We start from the raw sequence: 15389 nt of genomic DNA, 5'->3' as shown, positions 1-15389 counted from the left end.
GGTGTTCTCAGGTACGGCCGGGGATCGCGCGCTCGGCGATGTGTGGGCGGGCCAGGGGATGCCGAACCTTGCGTTTGGCTTCCAGGTAGACCTGGGCCGTCGACTCGGCGACGTGCTTCCAGTCGAAATCCACGGTGAGCCTGTCGCGGGCGGCCACGGCTCGTTCCTGCGCGGCGTCCGCGTTGTCGATAACGCGCCGCACGGCGGCAGCGAGCCCACCGACGTCGCCGGGCTCGAATGACAGGCCGGTCACGCCGTCGACGATGGCTTCACCCAGACCGCCTGCGGTGGACGCGACCAGTGGGGTGCCCGCAGCCGCCGCCTCGAGCGCGATGATGCCGAACGGTTCGTATCGACTGGGTAGGACGATGGCGTCGGCTCCGTGCAGCCAGCCGAGCAGTTCGGTGTGGTCGAGATTGCCCAGAAACGACACTGCGCGCGCAACCCTGTGCGTGCGCGTCAGCCCTGCCAACCAGGCGAACTGTGTTCCCTCGCCGGCGATGTGCAGGGTGGTGCCCGGGTGGCTTCGTCGGATGCGGGGCAGGGCGGCGATGGCATCCTGGATGCCCTTCTCGTACTCGAGTCGGCCGACGTAGAGCAGTTTGGCCGGCTCCGATCGGGGCTCTCGTCGACGAAAGTGCCAGGTGGATCGGTCGATTCCGTTGCGAATCACCGTCACCGCCGACTCGGATACTCCGAACAGGGTGGTGACCTCGTCCTTCATCGACCCCGAGCAGGTGATCACTGCATCGGAATCGCTGGCGAGCCACCACTCGACGGAGTGCACCTGACGGTTGACGGGGCCGGAGATCCAGCCGCTGTGGCGGCCGGCCTCGGTGGCGTGGATGGTCGAGACGAGCGGTACGTCGTAGAACTCGGCCAGTGCGATCGACGGGTGCGCGACGAGCCAGTCGTGCGCATGCACGACGTCGGGTTGCCAGCCGTCGCCCAGACCCGGCTTTCCCAGCGCGACGCCGGCACGCACCATCGCGTGCCCCATCGCGAGGGTCCATGCGAGCATGTCCTCCCCGAAGACGAAGTGAGCCGGGTCCTCGGCTACGGCGACGACGAGCACCCCGTCCTCGATGTGGTGCGACGTCGGATGGGTGGCGGCGTCGGTTCCGGTGGGTCGACGCGACAGCACCACGACCTCGTGGCCGCATCGGACCAGTTCGGTTGCCAGGTGATGAACGTGCCGACCGAGACCGCCCACCACCACGGGTGGGTACTCCCACGACACCATCAGAACCTTCATCGACGCCCCCCTGCATCTTCTCTCTCGCCGCCGACGTGTGTACCGGGCAGTCGGCGCGCGTCCAACGCAGGAAACAGCCCGTCCGCGCGGTTCCACTGCCGAGCCAATTCGTCCGCTCGAACAGGTGACCCACCCGCGGCCGCGGCAGCGATCTCGCGCAACGCATGTGCGTGAACGTGTGCCCGTTCCCGCGCGTAGCCTGCGGCGGAATCCTTGCTGACCATGAATGCCCAGTCGCTGGCCACGGCCATCAGTGTCTCACGCAGTATCTGATCGTTGACGCGATTGCGGAGTTCGGGTCCACCGGCGCGACGCTGTGTAGCTCGGGCGGTATCGACGGCGTCGAGAGCGGTCCGAGAGACCTCGGCATTGAGCGCGACCAGGTCCGCGACGTCGTCGCCCGCCCACACCCGCCAGTCCTTGCCCGATCCCCACGACGAATCCTGCAGTTCCAGTGGCGCTCCGACGTATCCCTGCTCGCGGGCGTCGCCGAGCGTGCCGACGGTGATGCCTGCGGCGGGAAGCGCGCGCATCAGCTTGCCGAGCCACTGCGGACCCTCGTGCCACCAGTGCCCTAACAGCTCGGTGTCGAATGCCGCGACGACGAGGGCGTCGCGACCGATCCGCTCGGACTCCGAGATCAGGCGCCGACGAACCACATCGACGAAGTCGGCCACGTGACGGTCCACCGTCGCTGCCGCCCGCTCGGGATCGTAGGGAGCCTTGTCGTTCGACGCGACCGAGCGGCCGGTGACCCGGGCCGGTTTGAGACCGGTCGCGTGATCGTAGGTGTGGAAATCCCGATAGGAACCGTGGCCGGGATAGCCGGACTTCGGTGACCAGACGCGGTAGCTGACCGGCAGGTCGCGTCCGAACGCGACGACGTCGGAGTCCCATACCGGCCTGCCGAGGGAGGTGTCTCCACGCATCGCGGGCCCGTCGACCATGAAGTGCGAGACCCCGGCGGCGGCGTATTCGGTCTCCATGCCGGGGGTGAATCCGCATTCGGGTGCCCAGATGCCTCGGGGCGTGGTGCCCCACCGGGAGCGGGCGTCGAGCAGACCTTCGCTCAGTGAGAACTGCCGAAGCCGCGGATCGAGCAGCGGCTGGAAGGGATGCGCCAGCGGCCCACCCAGCAGTTCGACGGTGCCGGTGTCGACCAGCGGCCGGAGTACCGCCGAACCGCCGTGTAGCCACCGGGCCTCGAATCGATCGAGCGCCGCGGCAGAACCTCGGTGCTCACGAACGGACAGGTCGGGATCTGTTGCCTCGTGGGCCCTGAGCTGCCAGTTCCCGAGCCAGTGGTGCATTCCGGACAGGCAGTGTGGATCGTCGAGTTGAGCGGCCAGAACCGGGGTGATCCCCAGCGACAGCACGTCGGTGTGACCGTCCTCGGCCAGTTGCTCGAGCACCGCGGTGAGCGGCAGGTAGCAGTCGGCCCAGGACTGATACAGCCACTCCTCGCCTACCGGCCACCTGCCGTGATTGGCCAACCACGGCAGGTGGGAGTGCAGAACGAGAGAGAACATGCCCGGCACGGTTGCACCGGATGTCACCCGATCACCGTGCTCGAGCTCTTGCGGGCAACGGCGACCAGGTCGAGGCTGTCGTCGATGCGGTCGGCGGTGATGTCGAAATCCTCGATCGAGACAGCCGCGACGTCCTCGGTGAGTTCGGCAGGCCAGGGTTCGCCGGCCAGGGCTCGTTCGATCTGAGCGTCGATGAACGAACCGCCGTGCTTGGCATCGAGGGCGGCCAGAGTGCGTCCGTGCCTGACCCCGGTGAGTTCGTCGACTTCGAGCCGAGCGTCCACGAGTAGTTCGGTGAGTTCGGCCGCGTCGAGTTCGCGGGTGTGGAAGGGATTGAGCGGGGTGTCGCGGCCGGGCGAGAACGTGATGCGGTTCGGTGTGCTGATCAACAGAATGCCGCCGGGCGCGAGCACCCGGTGCACCTCGGCGAGGAACGCACCTTGATCCCAGAGGTGCTCGATCACCTGGAAATTGACGACGACGTCGATCGAGGAATCGGCCAACGGAAGGCGGTCGAGGTTGCCACGCAGCATGGTCACCCTCGGGTAGCGGGCATGCACGTGTGCGGCGGCCGACGCGTCGTAGTCGAGACCGAGAACGTTCGACGCGACATCGGCAATCATGTTGGCTCCGTAGCCTTCTCCGGATCCCGCTTCGAGCACCGTTCGGTCGCGGCAGCGCTCGACGAGTGCGCGGTAGACCACCTCGTGGCGGCGGAACCAGTAGTTCTCCTCGGCGATGCCGGGCACGGTGCGCTCTCCGGTGAGGGGGAGTGGTTCCGGTGCCGGTGCCTGAGCCGATGAATCGTTCACCGCCGAAAGGTTAGTGGAGGCGCGCGGGAGGTAAGCCAACGTGGTCTCCATAACAGTCGGGGTGCAGATGTATGGTCGGACAGGCAGGGAGGTAAGTTACCCACGAGTAACTACGGTGAGGTAACCTCGTCCCAGACCGTAGAACTGCACCAACCAGTACTGCACCAACCGTTAGAACACTCACGATCAGCAGAACATGACCAGGAGGTCGACGCAGACCCATGACGAACATCGTTGTTTTGATCAAGCAGGTTCCAGACACGTGGTCCGAGCGCAAGCTCACCGACGGTGACTACACCCTCGATCGCGAGGCTGCCGACGCCGTCCTCGACGAGATCAACGAGCGGGCCGTCGAAGAAGCACTGCTCATCAAGGAAGCCCAGGGCGGTGAGGTCAAGGTTCTGTCCGCAGGCCCCGACCGTGCCACCGATGCCATTCGCAAGGCCTTGTCGATGGGTGCAGACAGTGCAGTGCACCTCAACGACCCGACCCTGCACGGCTCCGACGCGATCCAGACCGGATACGCGCTGGCCGCAGCGCTCGGCAACGTCGCATTCGAGAACAACGAGCCGGCCGATCTCATCATCGCCGGCAACGAGGCCACCGACGGCCGCACCGGTGCCGTTCCCGCGATCATCGCCGAGTACCTGCAGATCCCGGCCCTGACGCAGATGCGCAAGCTCGTCGTAGCCGACGGCAAGGTCACCGGCGAGCGGGAGACCGACGAGGGCATCTTCGGCCTCGAAGCCGCGTTGCCCGCCATCGTGAGCGTCACCGAGAAGATCAACGAACCGCGATTCCCGTCCTTCAAGGGCATCATGGCCGCCAAGAAGAAGACGGTGCAGACCATCACGCTCGCCGACATCGGTGTCGAGGACGGCATCGTCGGCGTCGACAACGCGGGAACGACCGTCACGTCGTCCACCCCCAAGCCTCCCAAGACTGCAGGCGAGCGGCTCACCGACGAGGGCGACGGCGGCGACAAGATCGCCACCTACCTCGTCGGCCAGAAGATCATCTGATCCCGCCCCACCGAGCAATCGAAGACAAACGAGGAGCAAGTCATGGCAGAAGTACTCGTGCTCGTGGAGCACGTCGAGGGAACACTGAAGAAGGTCAGCACCGAGCTGATCACCGCCGCTCGTGCGCTGGGTGAGCCGTCCGCGGTCGTCACCGGCCCGGTCGGCACCACCGACAAGGTCGCCGACGCACTGACCGAAGCCGGTGCCGAGAAGATCTACGCCGCCGAATCCGACGCGGTCGACGGATTCCTCGTCACCCCGAAGGTCGACGTGCTCTCGGCACTGGCGGAGTCGGTCTCGCCGGCAGCGATCATCACCGCTGCCACGATCGAGGGCAAGGAAGTTGCGGGACGGCTCGCAGCACGCCTCGGCTCGGGCTACCACAACGACGTCGTCGCAATCAACGGCGACGGCAGTGCCGTCTACTCCATCTTCGGTGGCGCGTTCACCGTCGAGGCCAAGGCCAACGGCGACGTTCCGGTCATCTCGCTGCGCCCCGGTGCAGTCGAGGCCGAGCCGAAGGCCGGAGCGGGCACTCGCGAAACCGTCGAGGTTCCCGCGCAGGAAGAGGGGGCCGTCAAGGTCACCTCGCGTGACCCGATCGTCGGCGGCGACCGTCCGGAGCTCACCGAGGCATCGGTCGTCGTGTCCGGTGGACGTGGTGTCGGCAGCGCCGACAAGTTCACCGTCGTCGAGGATCTGGCCGACTCGCTAGGTGCCGCAGTCGGTGCCTCGCGCGCCGCTGTCGACTCCGGCTACTACCCCGGCCAGTTCCAGGTGGGTCAGACGGGCAAGACCGTCTCCCCGCAGCTGTACGTCGCGCTGGGCATCTCCGGAGCCATCCAGCACCGTGCAGGCATGCAGACCTCGAAGACGATCGTCGCGGTCAACAAGGACGAGGAAGCGCCCATCTTCGAGATCGCCGACTACGGCATCGTCGGTGACCTCTTCAACGTCGCACCGCAGCTGACCGAGGCAGTCAAGAAGCACAAGGGATAGCCTCCAGCGCTGTTCGACGACAGGCCCTCACCGCTCGCGCGGTGGGGGCCTGTCGTCTCGGGCAGCGCAACCTTGTTCACACAAACTCTTCCGACACGTTTCCCCGACGATGCCCGGTGGCCTTCCCCGCTCGTTAGACACACCTCATGACCACTTCCGTCATGAGCTCGACTGCATCGATCGTCCCGGCCACCGACCGTTATTCGCTGGTGTTGTCCACCGACCCGGAGCACCGACTCGCCGCGCAGCGTCTGCGCTACGAGGTGTTCGCTTCCGAGCCGGGGTTTTCCATTCCCACCGACACCGACGGCCTCGACGCCGATCGGTTCGACGAATTCTGTGATCATCTGCTCGTTCGTGACCAGTGGACCGACACGTTCGTCGGCTGCTACCGCATGTTGCCTCCGCAGGCCGCCGTGTCCGCCGGCGGGTACTACACGGCAACCGAATTCGATATCTCCGCGCTCGATCCAGTCGGCATGAACATCGTCGAAATGGGAAGGGCTGCAGTTCATCCCGATCACCGGTCCGGGTCCGTGCTCGGGCTGATGTGGGCCGGAATCCTGCACTACCTCGATGTGACGGGATACGAGTGGGTCATGGGGTGCGTGTCGGTGCCCATGCAGTCGGCACCAGGGGATCCGATCGGGGCCAACGTTCGCGGTGTTCGAGACCGCCTGTTGGACAGGCACGCCACGCCGCCCGACCGTCGGGTCCGGCCGTACGCTCCGGTCGTCGTCGACGGGGTGGATCTGATCGACATCGAACCCGCGAAGCGAACGTCGATGCCGCCGTTGATGAACGGCTACCTCCGGCTCGGTGCCTCCATCTGCGGTGAGCCGGCTCATGATCCGGAATTCGGTGTCGCCGATTTCGTCGCATTGCTCGGGCTGCACGAGGCCAACACTCGCTATCTCGACCGGTTGCGTTCGGCAGCAACGACGTTCGAGTCGGGTGTCCGGTGACACGACCGATCGTGCACGCGTGGATGCCGTCGTCGCCGTGCAGTGACGGCTGTCTGCCGAAGAACCCACCGACGGTGGGACGAATCGTCCTCGCGCTCCGAATCGCACTGGCGATGGTGGCCTTCGGGTTGCTGCCGGTGTTGGTCGTCCTCGGGGTTCCGTTCCCGCGGGTTCGCCGCTCGCTGACGCGGATCGGTGCTCGCACTCTGCTGTTCGCCATCGGGATCGATCTGACCGTGCTCGACGCTCGCTCCGACCGCGAACGCTCCCGCACCGCCGCAGGTGCACTGCACGTCGCCGGTCACATCTCCTGGACCGACGTCGTCGTGCTCACCGCGGTACAGCCGTCGACCTTCGTGGCGCGTGCCGACCTGATCGACTGGCCGCTGCTCGGTCGCCTGGCGCGGGCCATGAAGGTACTTCCGATCGATCGAGCTCGACTCCATCAGCTCCCCGGCGTCGTCGATCAGGTTGCCGATCGTGTCCGCGCAGGCGGGTCGGTCGTCGTCTTCCCCGAGGCCACCACCTGGTGTGGTCGTGCATACGGCTCGCTACGGCCGGCGCTGCTGCAGGCCGCGATCGATTCGGAGACCTGGGTACAACCGATTCGGCTGCGCTACGTCGACCGGACCGGCGAGCAGACCACCGCCACCTGCTTCGTGGGAGACGAAACGATCGGTGCCTCCATCGGCCGGATCTTCCGACTGCGAGGACTGCGCGCCGAGGTGGAGTTCACGGCCCCGGAGGCACCCGGCGGCGATCGACGCGACCTCGCCCGGCGGTGCGAGGTGGCGATTCGCCGGGACGACGTCTACGACCCCGCTGTGCACGAGGTCGTGGCCGAGGCCGAACGCAGCCCGGTGCCGCCGAAGGTCGCGGCGGCCTGACCGAGCATCGATCACCGTGACCGCGGACCCACCTCGCGCAGGTAGGTCCGCGGTCACGGCAGCGGGTATCGTCTAGCCTGTTATGCCTTCTGTGCGCAGTACGACTGCTCCCGTCCCGCCGCGGCCACCGGTGTACCTCGATCACGCAGCGACGACCCCGATGCTGCCGAGTGCGATCGAGGCGATGACATCTGTGTTCGCCACGGTGGGCAACGCGTCCTCGCTGCACACCTCCGGTCGTTCCGCTCGGCGTCGAGTGGAGGAATCCCGCGAGTCGATCGCTGCGGATCTGGGCGCGCGCCCGTCCGAGGTGATCTTCACCTCCGGCGGTACCGAGAGTGACAACCTCGCCGTCAAGGGCATCTTCGCGGCCCGTCGAGACTCCGATGCGGCGCTGACCAGGATCATCGCCAGCTCGGTTGAACATCACGCGGTACTCGACGCAGTGGAGTGGCTCGTCGCACACGACGGTGCGAGTGTCACGTGGCTCCCGGTCGACGCCGAGGGGCGGGTCACCCCGGATGCCCTGCGCGCCGAGCTGGCCCTGCATGCCGACGAGACCGCGTTGGTGACGATCATGTGGGCCAACAACGAAATCGGCACCGTCATGCCGATCGCCGAGCTCGCAGCCGTGGCCGCCGAATACGGGGTTCCGATGCACAGCGATGCGGTCCAGGCCGTGCCGCATCTGCCCGTCGGGTTCTCCGAGAGCGGCCTGTCCGCCCTCAGCATCGCCGCGCACAAGTTCGGCGGACCCCAGGGCGTCGGAGCGTTGTTGCTCGGCCGCCAGGTCCCGTGTGTTCCGCTCTTCCACGGCGGGGGGCACGAGCGAGACGTTCGATCGGGCACTCCGGACACTGCAGGCGTCGTCGCGATGGCGGCTGCGCTGCGTTCTACCGTCGAGGACTCCGCGCGGCACCGAGCAGAACTCGGAGCACTACGAGATCGGTTGATCGCCGGAATCCGAGACGCCGTTCCCGACGCGATCCTCAACGGTCCGGAAGGCGACGACCGGCTGGCCGGGAACGTGCATTTCACCTTTCCCGGGTGCGAGGGTGATTCGCTGTTGATGTTGCTCGACGCGGCAGGCATAGAATGCTCGACGGGCTCGGCGTGCACCGCAGGCGTCGCCAGCGCCAGCCATGTACTGATTGCGCTCGGGTGCGATCCGGCCGTCGCCCGTGGATCACTGCGGTTCTCGCTGGGAGCCGGCTCGTCCGAATCGGACGTCACCACTGTGCTTGCGGTTCTGCCGCAGGTCGTCGAACGTGCTCGCGCCGCTGGAATGGCCGGCGTCGGAGCTCGAGGAGGAAATCGCTGATGCGTGTTCTGGCTGCTATGAGCGGGGGAGTCGACTCGGCCGTGGCCGCGGCCCGTGCCGTGGACGAGGGCCACGACGTCGTCGGCGTGCACCTGGCTCTGTCGACCGCTCCGGGAGCTCTGCGCACCGGTTCGCGTGGTTGCTGTTCCAAGGAAGACGCGGGTGACGCTCGTCGCGCTGCCGACGTACTCGGAATCCCCTTCTACGTATGGGATTTCGCCGATCGCTTCAAAGAGGACGTCATCGACGATTTCGTCGCGTCCTATGCTGCGGGCGAGACCCCGAATCCGTGCCTGCGCTGCAACGAGAAGATCAAGTTCTCCGCTCTGGCGGACCGCGCTCTCGCGCTGGGCTTCGACGCCGTGGCGACCGGGCACTACGCGCAACTGCACGACGGCGTCTTGCGACGTGCCGTGGACGCGGACAAGGACCAGTCGTACGTATTGGCGGTACTGAACCAGGCACAGCTCTCGCGTGCGATGTTCCCCATCGGCGACACCCCGAAGTCCGAGATTCGCGAGGAAGCTGCCGAGCGAGGGTTGGCCGTTGCCGACAAGCCCGACAGTCACGACATCTGCTTCATCCCCTCGGGCGACACTCGCGCATTCCTGGGCGCGCGCATCGGCGTGCGCCCGGGCAAGGTCGTCGACTCCGAGACCGGAGCCGAACTGGCCGATCACGAGGGCGTGCACGGCTTCACCATCGGGCAACGCAAGGGTCTCGGTGTGGAAGGACCGGCCGCCGACGGCCGTCCCCGCTACGTGACGTCGATCGAACCCGACACTGGCACGGTCATGGTCGGCTCCGCGCAGAAGCTCGACGTCTGGGCGATCAGCGGTGACCGCGCGGTGTGGACCGAAGGTACCGCCCCGACCGGCCCCATCGAGTGCGTCGTCCAGGTTCGCGCGCACGGTGGACTGACCGAGGCCGTCGCCGAGGCAGCGGGCGACGGCATGGAGATCCAACTGCGGTCTCCACTGACCGGTGTGGCCAAGGGGCAGGCAGCGGTGCTGTACCGCAAAGACATTCACGGAGACATCGTCATCGGCAGCTCGACCATCTCGGGCACTCGATCCGAGCGCGAGTGACCCCGAGCGTTTTCGCGGGGCTCGCGACCGGTATCGGTTCGTGGCCGGGCACCGACATTCGTGAGGCCGCGGCGGTCGTCGTAGGGGAGTTCACCGAGCTTCCACACATCGTCGAACTTCCGGCCCGCGGTCTGGGCGCGGACATGATCGGGCGCACCGGAGCCATCATGGTCGACGTCGAACTCGACGTACGCACCTCCGGCTATCGCGTCGTGCCACGTCCGATGCTCGCCGGCCGTCGGGCGACCGATTTCCTGGCCGAGGACCTCGATGTGCTCGAGGAACTGTGGGAGGTCTCGGGGCTTCGCGGTAGTGGCCGCACCATCAAGGTCCAGGCCGCCGGTCCGTTCACGATGGCAGCGCAGGTCGAACTTCGGCACGGGCATCGGGCCCTGACCGATCGCGGGGCGCTGCGGCACTTCGCCGAATCTCTCGGCGAAGGGCTGCGTCTGCACTGTGCGGAGTTGACGCGTCGGCTGGGGGTCGAGGTCGTCGTTCAGCTCGACGAACCCAGTCTCGCAGCCGTTCTGGCCGGCAGCCTGACGGGGATCACCGGGCTCGATTCGGTGCGCGCAGTCCCGGAACCGGACGTTCTCGACCTGCTGGATTCACTGATCGAGACGATAGACCTTCCCGTTGCGGTGCATTGCTGCGACGGCGACGTTCCCTTCGATCTTCTTCGCCGCTCGCGTGCCGTTGCGGTTTCCGTCGACGCGACTGCGCTGCGCCGCAGCGACTTCGACGGAGTCGGCGAGCTGCTGCAATCCGGCAAGACACTGATGCTCGGGTTGATTCCGTCCGAAGCCCCCGCGCGGCCACCCCAGTGGCGCGAACTGGCCGAGCCCGGTGTCACATTGATCGACCGACTCGGTTTCGACAGGTCGGTTCTCGCCTCCCGGATTTCTGTGACGCCTGTATGTGGATTGGCGGGCAGCACACCGGAGTGGGCCCGTCGCGCAACAGGACTCGCCCACGACGTGGCCGCCGCGTTCGGAGATTCACCCGATTCGTTGTGAGATCACACAGCCGGACGGAGTGAAACACCGCGGACTCCGGAGGATCGAGCCCACTACAATTAGTACGTCGAACAGGTGTGACACTATTCACATGGCCGTTGGGGGTCTGTTGAATACGTGGGAGTTCGGAAATGGCATCAGGTGGTCGCGACTTCGACGAGGTTGCCTCCCTCCGGCGTTCCGGCAGGCACCGCCGAGGTCTCCTGGCGAAACTGGCCGCGGCCACCTCCGACTGGTACGGGGCTCCGCACGATTTCGAGTGGATCCTCAATCACAGATCGACCCGTCCGCTGACCGGGATCATTCGTGCCGTGTTCGGCACCGCCACGATGATGTACGCCGTCACGTCGATCCTGATGCTGTTCAGCGATCTCGGTCCTCAGGGCAGTGTGGCCATCGGCTGGGTTCTCTTCGTTCTCGTCACCCAGGTGTTCGTCGCCGCACGGTGCGTGTTCGGGCCGATCCCCGGGAAGAAGTTCTTCGTCGCGTTTCTGGCCTTCGGGGACATTCTCACGACATCGGTGTTGATTCTGTACGCACCTGTCGCTTCCCTGATCGGAACGGTGTTGTTCGCCGTCACGGGGGCGTTCTGCACCTACTTCCTCAGTCCGCGGCTGCTGGTGGCGCACCTGGTATGGACCGCCACGTTCATCATCGGGTTCGGTGTCCGCGTGTTCCTGGCAGTGATGAACGGCGAGGTCGGATACATCGACGGGCCTTCGGTGGCGACGGCCACCGTGGTTCTCCTTCTCGCCACCGTCGGTGTGCCGGTGTTCGCTCAGGTGGCGTGGACGACGCTGTCCAACGACGCCAAGCGATCGGTTCTCGATCCTCTGACCGGGGTGTACAACCGGCGCGGCATCGACAGCGAATTGCTGGACCTGTGGCATCAGGCCAGCAAGCGGGGCATGTCCATGGCATTCCTGGTTGTCGACATCGACAAGTTCAAGTCCGTCAACGACCGATTCGGGCACAGCCGCGGCGACGAAGTGATCGTGCGCGTCGCCGATCGGCTGCGCCGCTTGGTCCGGCATCAGGGCGGAGTGCTCGCCCGAACCGGTGGCGAGGAGTTCCTCGTCGCCATGGTCGGTGATGCGCGGGGGATGGTCGATCTCGGCTTCGACGCGGTTCGGATGCTCTGCGACCACCGCGACGACATCCCCGTCACCGTCAGCGTGGGAATGGCGTTGTTGCGCGAGGATTCGGCTCTGTGGGACGTGGGGAAGTCCGTGGTCGGCAGAGCAGCCCGTACGGCGGACGCGGCGATGTACCGGTCCAAGCAGTCCGGAGGAAACAGCTTGGTCATCGACGAGATCTGAGCCATAGCACCACGTCGCTCGATGCGCCGGTGTGCCTGGGTGGGACCTCTGCGATGATCGTGCGATGTATCGGCTATCGGATGCTCAGCGACGTGGACTGCCTGCCGGAGTGCTGTTGTCGGTGATGGCCTCCGTGCTCGGCGGAATCTACGCCGACTCCTTCGTGACCGGATTCGCCTTGACCGCCGGTGTCTGCGCGGTGGCGATCATCGCCGCGACGCTGTTGCTGGGTCTGCTGGGGCGGTAGTCGCTGCGCTGCAGCCCGTGCTTCTCTGTCGGTGGGTTCGGATAATCTTCGACACGTGCCAGAAGCGACCGAACCGCCCGCAGGAAACGACGAGACCGCAGGGACCGTCGGTGTCGAACTCGATGCCGCGTCGTCGGCGGATCGTGAGCGATGGCAGATGCTGGCCGAGGAAGTACGCGGTCATCAGTTTCGCTACTACGTGCGCGACGCCCCGATCGTGTCCGACGGCGAGTTCGACGCGTTGCTGCGTGAGCTGAACGAGCTGGAAGAAGCACACCCGGATCTGCGCACCGCGGATTCACCGACGCAACTCGTCGGGGGAGGCTTCGCAACGGAATTCACCGCCGTGGACCATCTCGAACGAATGTTGAGCTTGGACAACGTGTTCGATCACGACGAGTTGCGTGCCTGGGCCAAAAGAGTCGAGACCGAGGCAGGGCCTGATCTGGAGTACCTGTGCGAGGTCAAGATCGACGGCGTCGCCCTGAATCTGGTGTACGAGAACGGGACGCTAGTGCGCGGTGCCACCCGAGGTGACGGGCGGACCGGTGAGGACGTGACGCTCAACGCACGCACGATCGACGACATCCCGGACACTCTGACGGGTAGCGAGCAGTACCCCGTGCCGGAGTTGTTGGAAGTGCGCGGCGAGGTCTTCTTCCGGCTCGAGGATTTCCAGGCGCTCAACGCCTCGCTCGTGGCAGAGGGCAAGCCCCCGTTCGCGAATCCACGAAACTCGGCGGCGGGGTCGCTGCGACAGAAGAATCCGGCGGTCACCTCCAAGCGACGTCTGGGAATGATCTGCCACGGCTTCGGTCGCATGGTGGGTTTCACCCCGGAGTCGCAGTGGCACGCCTACGAGGCGCTTCGCTCCTGGGGGCTGCCCATTTCCACCCACACGACCCGCGTGCAGGGCGTCGACGCAGTCGTCGAGAAGGTCGTCTACTGGGACCAGCACCGTCACGACGTCGAACACGAGATCGATGGCCTGGTCGTCAAGATCGACGACATGTCGCTGCATCGTCGACTGGGGACGACGTCTCGCGCGCCGCGGTGGGCCATCGCGTACAAGTACCCACCGGAGGAAGTCACCACGACGCTGCTCGACATCCGCGTCAGCGTGGGCCGGACGGGCAGAGTGACGCCGTTCGCGTACATGACGCCGGTGCTCGTGGCCGGGTCGACAGTGTCGCTGGCGACGCTGCACAACGGTTCGGAGGTCAAGCGCAAGGGCGTTCTGATCGGTGACACCGTGACCATTCGCAAAGCGGGAGAGGTCATTCCGGAGGTTCTCGGCCCGGTCGTCGACGCCAGGACCGGCGATGAGACCGAGTTCGTCATGCCCACCGAGTGCCCGGAGTGCTCGACGCCACTTGCACCGGCCAAGGAGGGTGACGCCGACCTGCGGTGCCCCAACTCGCAGTTCTGCCCGGCGCAGCGCCGCGAGCGAGTGTTCTTCGTCGCCGAGCGGCAGCGATTCGACATCGAGGGCCTCGGGTACGAGGCCGCATCCGACCTGTTGGCCACCGGGGCCATCGAGGACGAGGGCGATCTGTTCTCGCTCACCGAGGACGACCTGATGAAGACGGCGATCTTTCGCACCAAATCCGGGTCGTTGTCCGCCACCGGTCGAAAGTTGCTCGACAACCTGGCCACCGCACGGAATCAGCCGCTGTGGCGGGTGCTGGTCAGTCTGTCCATTCGGCACGTGGGGCCGTCGGCAGCCAGGGCACTGGCAGGGGAGTTCGGCAGCCTCGAGCGGATACGGGCGGCGTCGGTCGAGGAACTCTCGGCGGTCGACGGGGTGGGCGGCACCATTGCGGCCGCAGTCTCCGAGTGGTTCGAGGTCGACTGGCACCGCGCCATCGTCGACAAGTGGCAGGCAGCAGGCGTGCGGATGGAAGACGAGCGCGATGCGTCGATCGAGCGGAACCTGGAGGGGCTCTCGATCGTGGTCACCGGGTCGCTGACGTCCTACTCGCGTGACGAGGCCAAGGAAGCGATTCTGTTGCGAGGTGGCAAGGCTGCAGGTTCGGTGTCCAAGAAGACGGCGTTCGTGGTCGTCGGCGAGGCTCCGGGGTCCAAGCACGACAAGGCAATCGAGCTCGGCGTGCCGGTACTCGACGAAGCGGGTTTCACCCTGCTGTTGACCGAGGGACCCGAGGCCGTGGCTCCGACCGAAGCAGAACCCGGATCGGCGGACTGACCGAGCCAGGACGCGTCAGTGCATCGGTGCGTCAGTTCAGTACCGTCGCGACGATGCCGGCGAGATAACCGAGGCGGGCGACCTCCGAGGGCCTGAACTCCGGGCCGCCCGGCCTGCCCAGCATCAGCACGGTGCCGGTGGTACCGAGGGGAGCAGCGGCGATCTTGGTGTCCATGTCGCGCCATACCTGGGGCACCCACTCGGCGTCGGAGTCCAGAGCAGCGGGGGCGTTCAGCGGAAACCACGGTAGCTCGGCGGCGTGAGTCTCGGGAGCACCGGAGCTGCCCACCAGCCGGAACGGGCCGTGCGCGTTGGTGGCAACGACGGTGCTCCACCCCACTCGAAGGACACGGGGCGCTCCGTCGACGAGCACCTGGAGTCGATCGTCGGACGCCGCGGCGACCCGATCGATCAGTTCCAGTTCGCGATGCGTGTCGAGGACGCCGGTGTACGGGCGGATGGAATCGACCCGGACATCGGTGAGGTTCTCGGCAGCAGTGATCAGCGTGTCCGGAAGCGAACCCGGAGCAACGTCGACCACCAGATCGTCGACCGCATAACCGTCGCCGCGTTCGATGACGTCGAGGGAGAGGATGTCCGCCCCGACCGACCCGAGCGCGACGGCCAACGATCCGAGGCTGCCCGGACGATCCGGCAGTTGGACGCGGAGCAGGTAGGACATGTCACGCTCCCTTTCGACTTCTGGCGTACTGCGGCCACCCC

General features: G+C 66.3%; 14 protein-coding genes. 10 read left to right on the top strand and 4 right to left on the bottom strand.

Annotated features, from left to right (window positions below):
- Nucleotides 1-7 precede the first annotated feature (7 nt).
- The 3 genes from CH283_RS21485 to CH283_RS21475 are packed head-to-tail and all read right to left on the bottom strand — an operon-like array spanning nt 8 to nt 3647.
- A complete protein-coding gene (locus tag CH283_RS21485) occupies nt 8-1255 on the bottom strand; it encodes a glycosyltransferase family 4 protein (protein WP_094642267.1) in 1248 nt (415 codons plus the stop codon).
- Entirely contained in the window at nt 1252-2784 is a 1533-nt protein-coding gene (locus CH283_RS21480) for a 1,4-alpha-glucan branching protein domain-containing protein (RefSeq protein WP_094642453.1), read from the bottom strand. The genes CH283_RS21485 and CH283_RS21480 overlap by 4 nt, the downstream gene beginning before the upstream one ends.
- A 23-nt stretch (nt 2785-2807) precedes the next feature.
- Nucleotides 2808-3647 carry a class I SAM-dependent methyltransferase gene (locus CH283_RS21475; RefSeq protein ID WP_094642266.1) on the bottom strand — a complete coding sequence of 280 codons (840 nt, stop codon included), beginning with the start codon at nt 3645-3647 and terminating at the stop codon, nt 2808-2810.
- Between the two features lie 170 nt (nt 3648-3817).
- Here CH283_RS21475 and CH283_RS21470 point away from each other — a divergent pair, with 170 nt between their 5' ends.
- From CH283_RS21470 to ligA, 10 genes are all read left to right on the top strand, one after another.
- A complete protein-coding gene (locus CH283_RS21470; RefSeq protein WP_094642265.1) occupies nt 3818-4618 on the top strand; it encodes an electron transfer flavoprotein subunit beta/FixA family protein in 801 nt (266 codons plus the stop codon).
- Nucleotides 4619-4660: 42 nt separating this feature from the next.
- A complete protein-coding gene (locus CH283_RS21465) occupies nt 4661-5617 on the top strand; it encodes an electron transfer flavoprotein subunit alpha/FixB family protein (RefSeq protein ID WP_094642264.1) in 957 nt (318 codons plus the stop codon).
- Nucleotides 5618-5763: 146 nt separating this feature from the next.
- Nucleotides 5764-6582: a GNAT family N-acetyltransferase gene (locus CH283_RS21460; RefSeq protein ID WP_068045781.1), complete on the top strand. Its 819-nt coding sequence runs from the start codon at nt 5764-5766 to the stop codon at nt 6580-6582.
- Nucleotides 6579-7469: a lysophospholipid acyltransferase family protein gene (locus tag CH283_RS21455; protein ID WP_255183285.1), complete on the top strand. Its 891-nt coding sequence runs from the start codon at nt 6579-6581 to the stop codon at nt 7467-7469. The genes CH283_RS21460 and CH283_RS21455 overlap by 4 nt, the downstream gene beginning before the upstream one ends.
- Nucleotides 7470-7551: 82 nt before the next feature.
- Entirely contained in the window at nt 7552-8790 is a 1239-nt protein-coding gene (locus CH283_RS21450) for a cysteine desulfurase family protein (protein WP_068045777.1), read from the top strand.
- Entirely contained in the window at nt 8790-9878 is a 1089-nt protein-coding gene (mnmA, locus tag CH283_RS21445; RefSeq protein WP_094642263.1) for a tRNA 2-thiouridine(34) synthase MnmA, read from the top strand. Before CH283_RS21450 ends, mnmA begins: the two co-directional genes overlap by 1 nt.
- Nucleotides 9875-10894, top strand: coding sequence for a methionine synthase (locus tag CH283_RS21440; protein ID WP_094642262.1), 1020 nt, complete (start codon nt 9875-9877; stop codon nt 10892-10894). The genes mnmA and CH283_RS21440 overlap by 4 nt, the downstream gene beginning before the upstream one ends.
- Nucleotides 10895-11025: 131 nt before the next feature.
- Nucleotides 11026-12213: a GGDEF domain-containing protein gene (locus CH283_RS21435; protein ID WP_082898580.1), complete on the top strand. Its 1188-nt coding sequence runs from the start codon at nt 11026-11028 to the stop codon at nt 12211-12213.
- A 64-nt stretch (nt 12214-12277) separates the two neighbouring features.
- Nucleotides 12278-12460 carry a hypothetical protein gene (locus tag CH283_RS21430; protein ID WP_068045768.1) on the top strand — a complete coding sequence of 61 codons (183 nt, stop codon included), beginning with the start codon at nt 12278-12280 and terminating at the stop codon, nt 12458-12460.
- A gap of 157 nt (nt 12461-12617) precedes the next feature.
- Nucleotides 12618-14666, top strand: coding sequence for an NAD-dependent DNA ligase LigA (ligA, locus tag CH283_RS21425; protein WP_094642450.1), 2049 nt, complete (start codon nt 12618-12620; stop codon nt 14664-14666).
- Nucleotides 14667-14697: 31 nt separating this feature from the next.
- Here the strand turns inward: ligA and CH283_RS21420 are convergent, their stop codons facing one another.
- Nucleotides 14698-15348, bottom strand: coding sequence for an amino acid-binding protein (locus CH283_RS21420; RefSeq protein WP_068045765.1), 651 nt, complete (start codon nt 15346-15348; stop codon nt 14698-14700).
- Nucleotides 15349-15389: the final 41 nt, after the last annotated feature.

This window comes from Rhodococcus sp. 05-2254-2, from assembly GCF_002259095.1.
In the GTDB taxonomy this organism is placed as follows: Bacteria; Actinomycetota; Actinomycetes; order Mycobacteriales; family Mycobacteriaceae; genus Rhodococcoides.
Note: the sequence above shows the minus strand (reverse complement) of the source record. Positions and strands in the feature narration are given on the sequence as shown.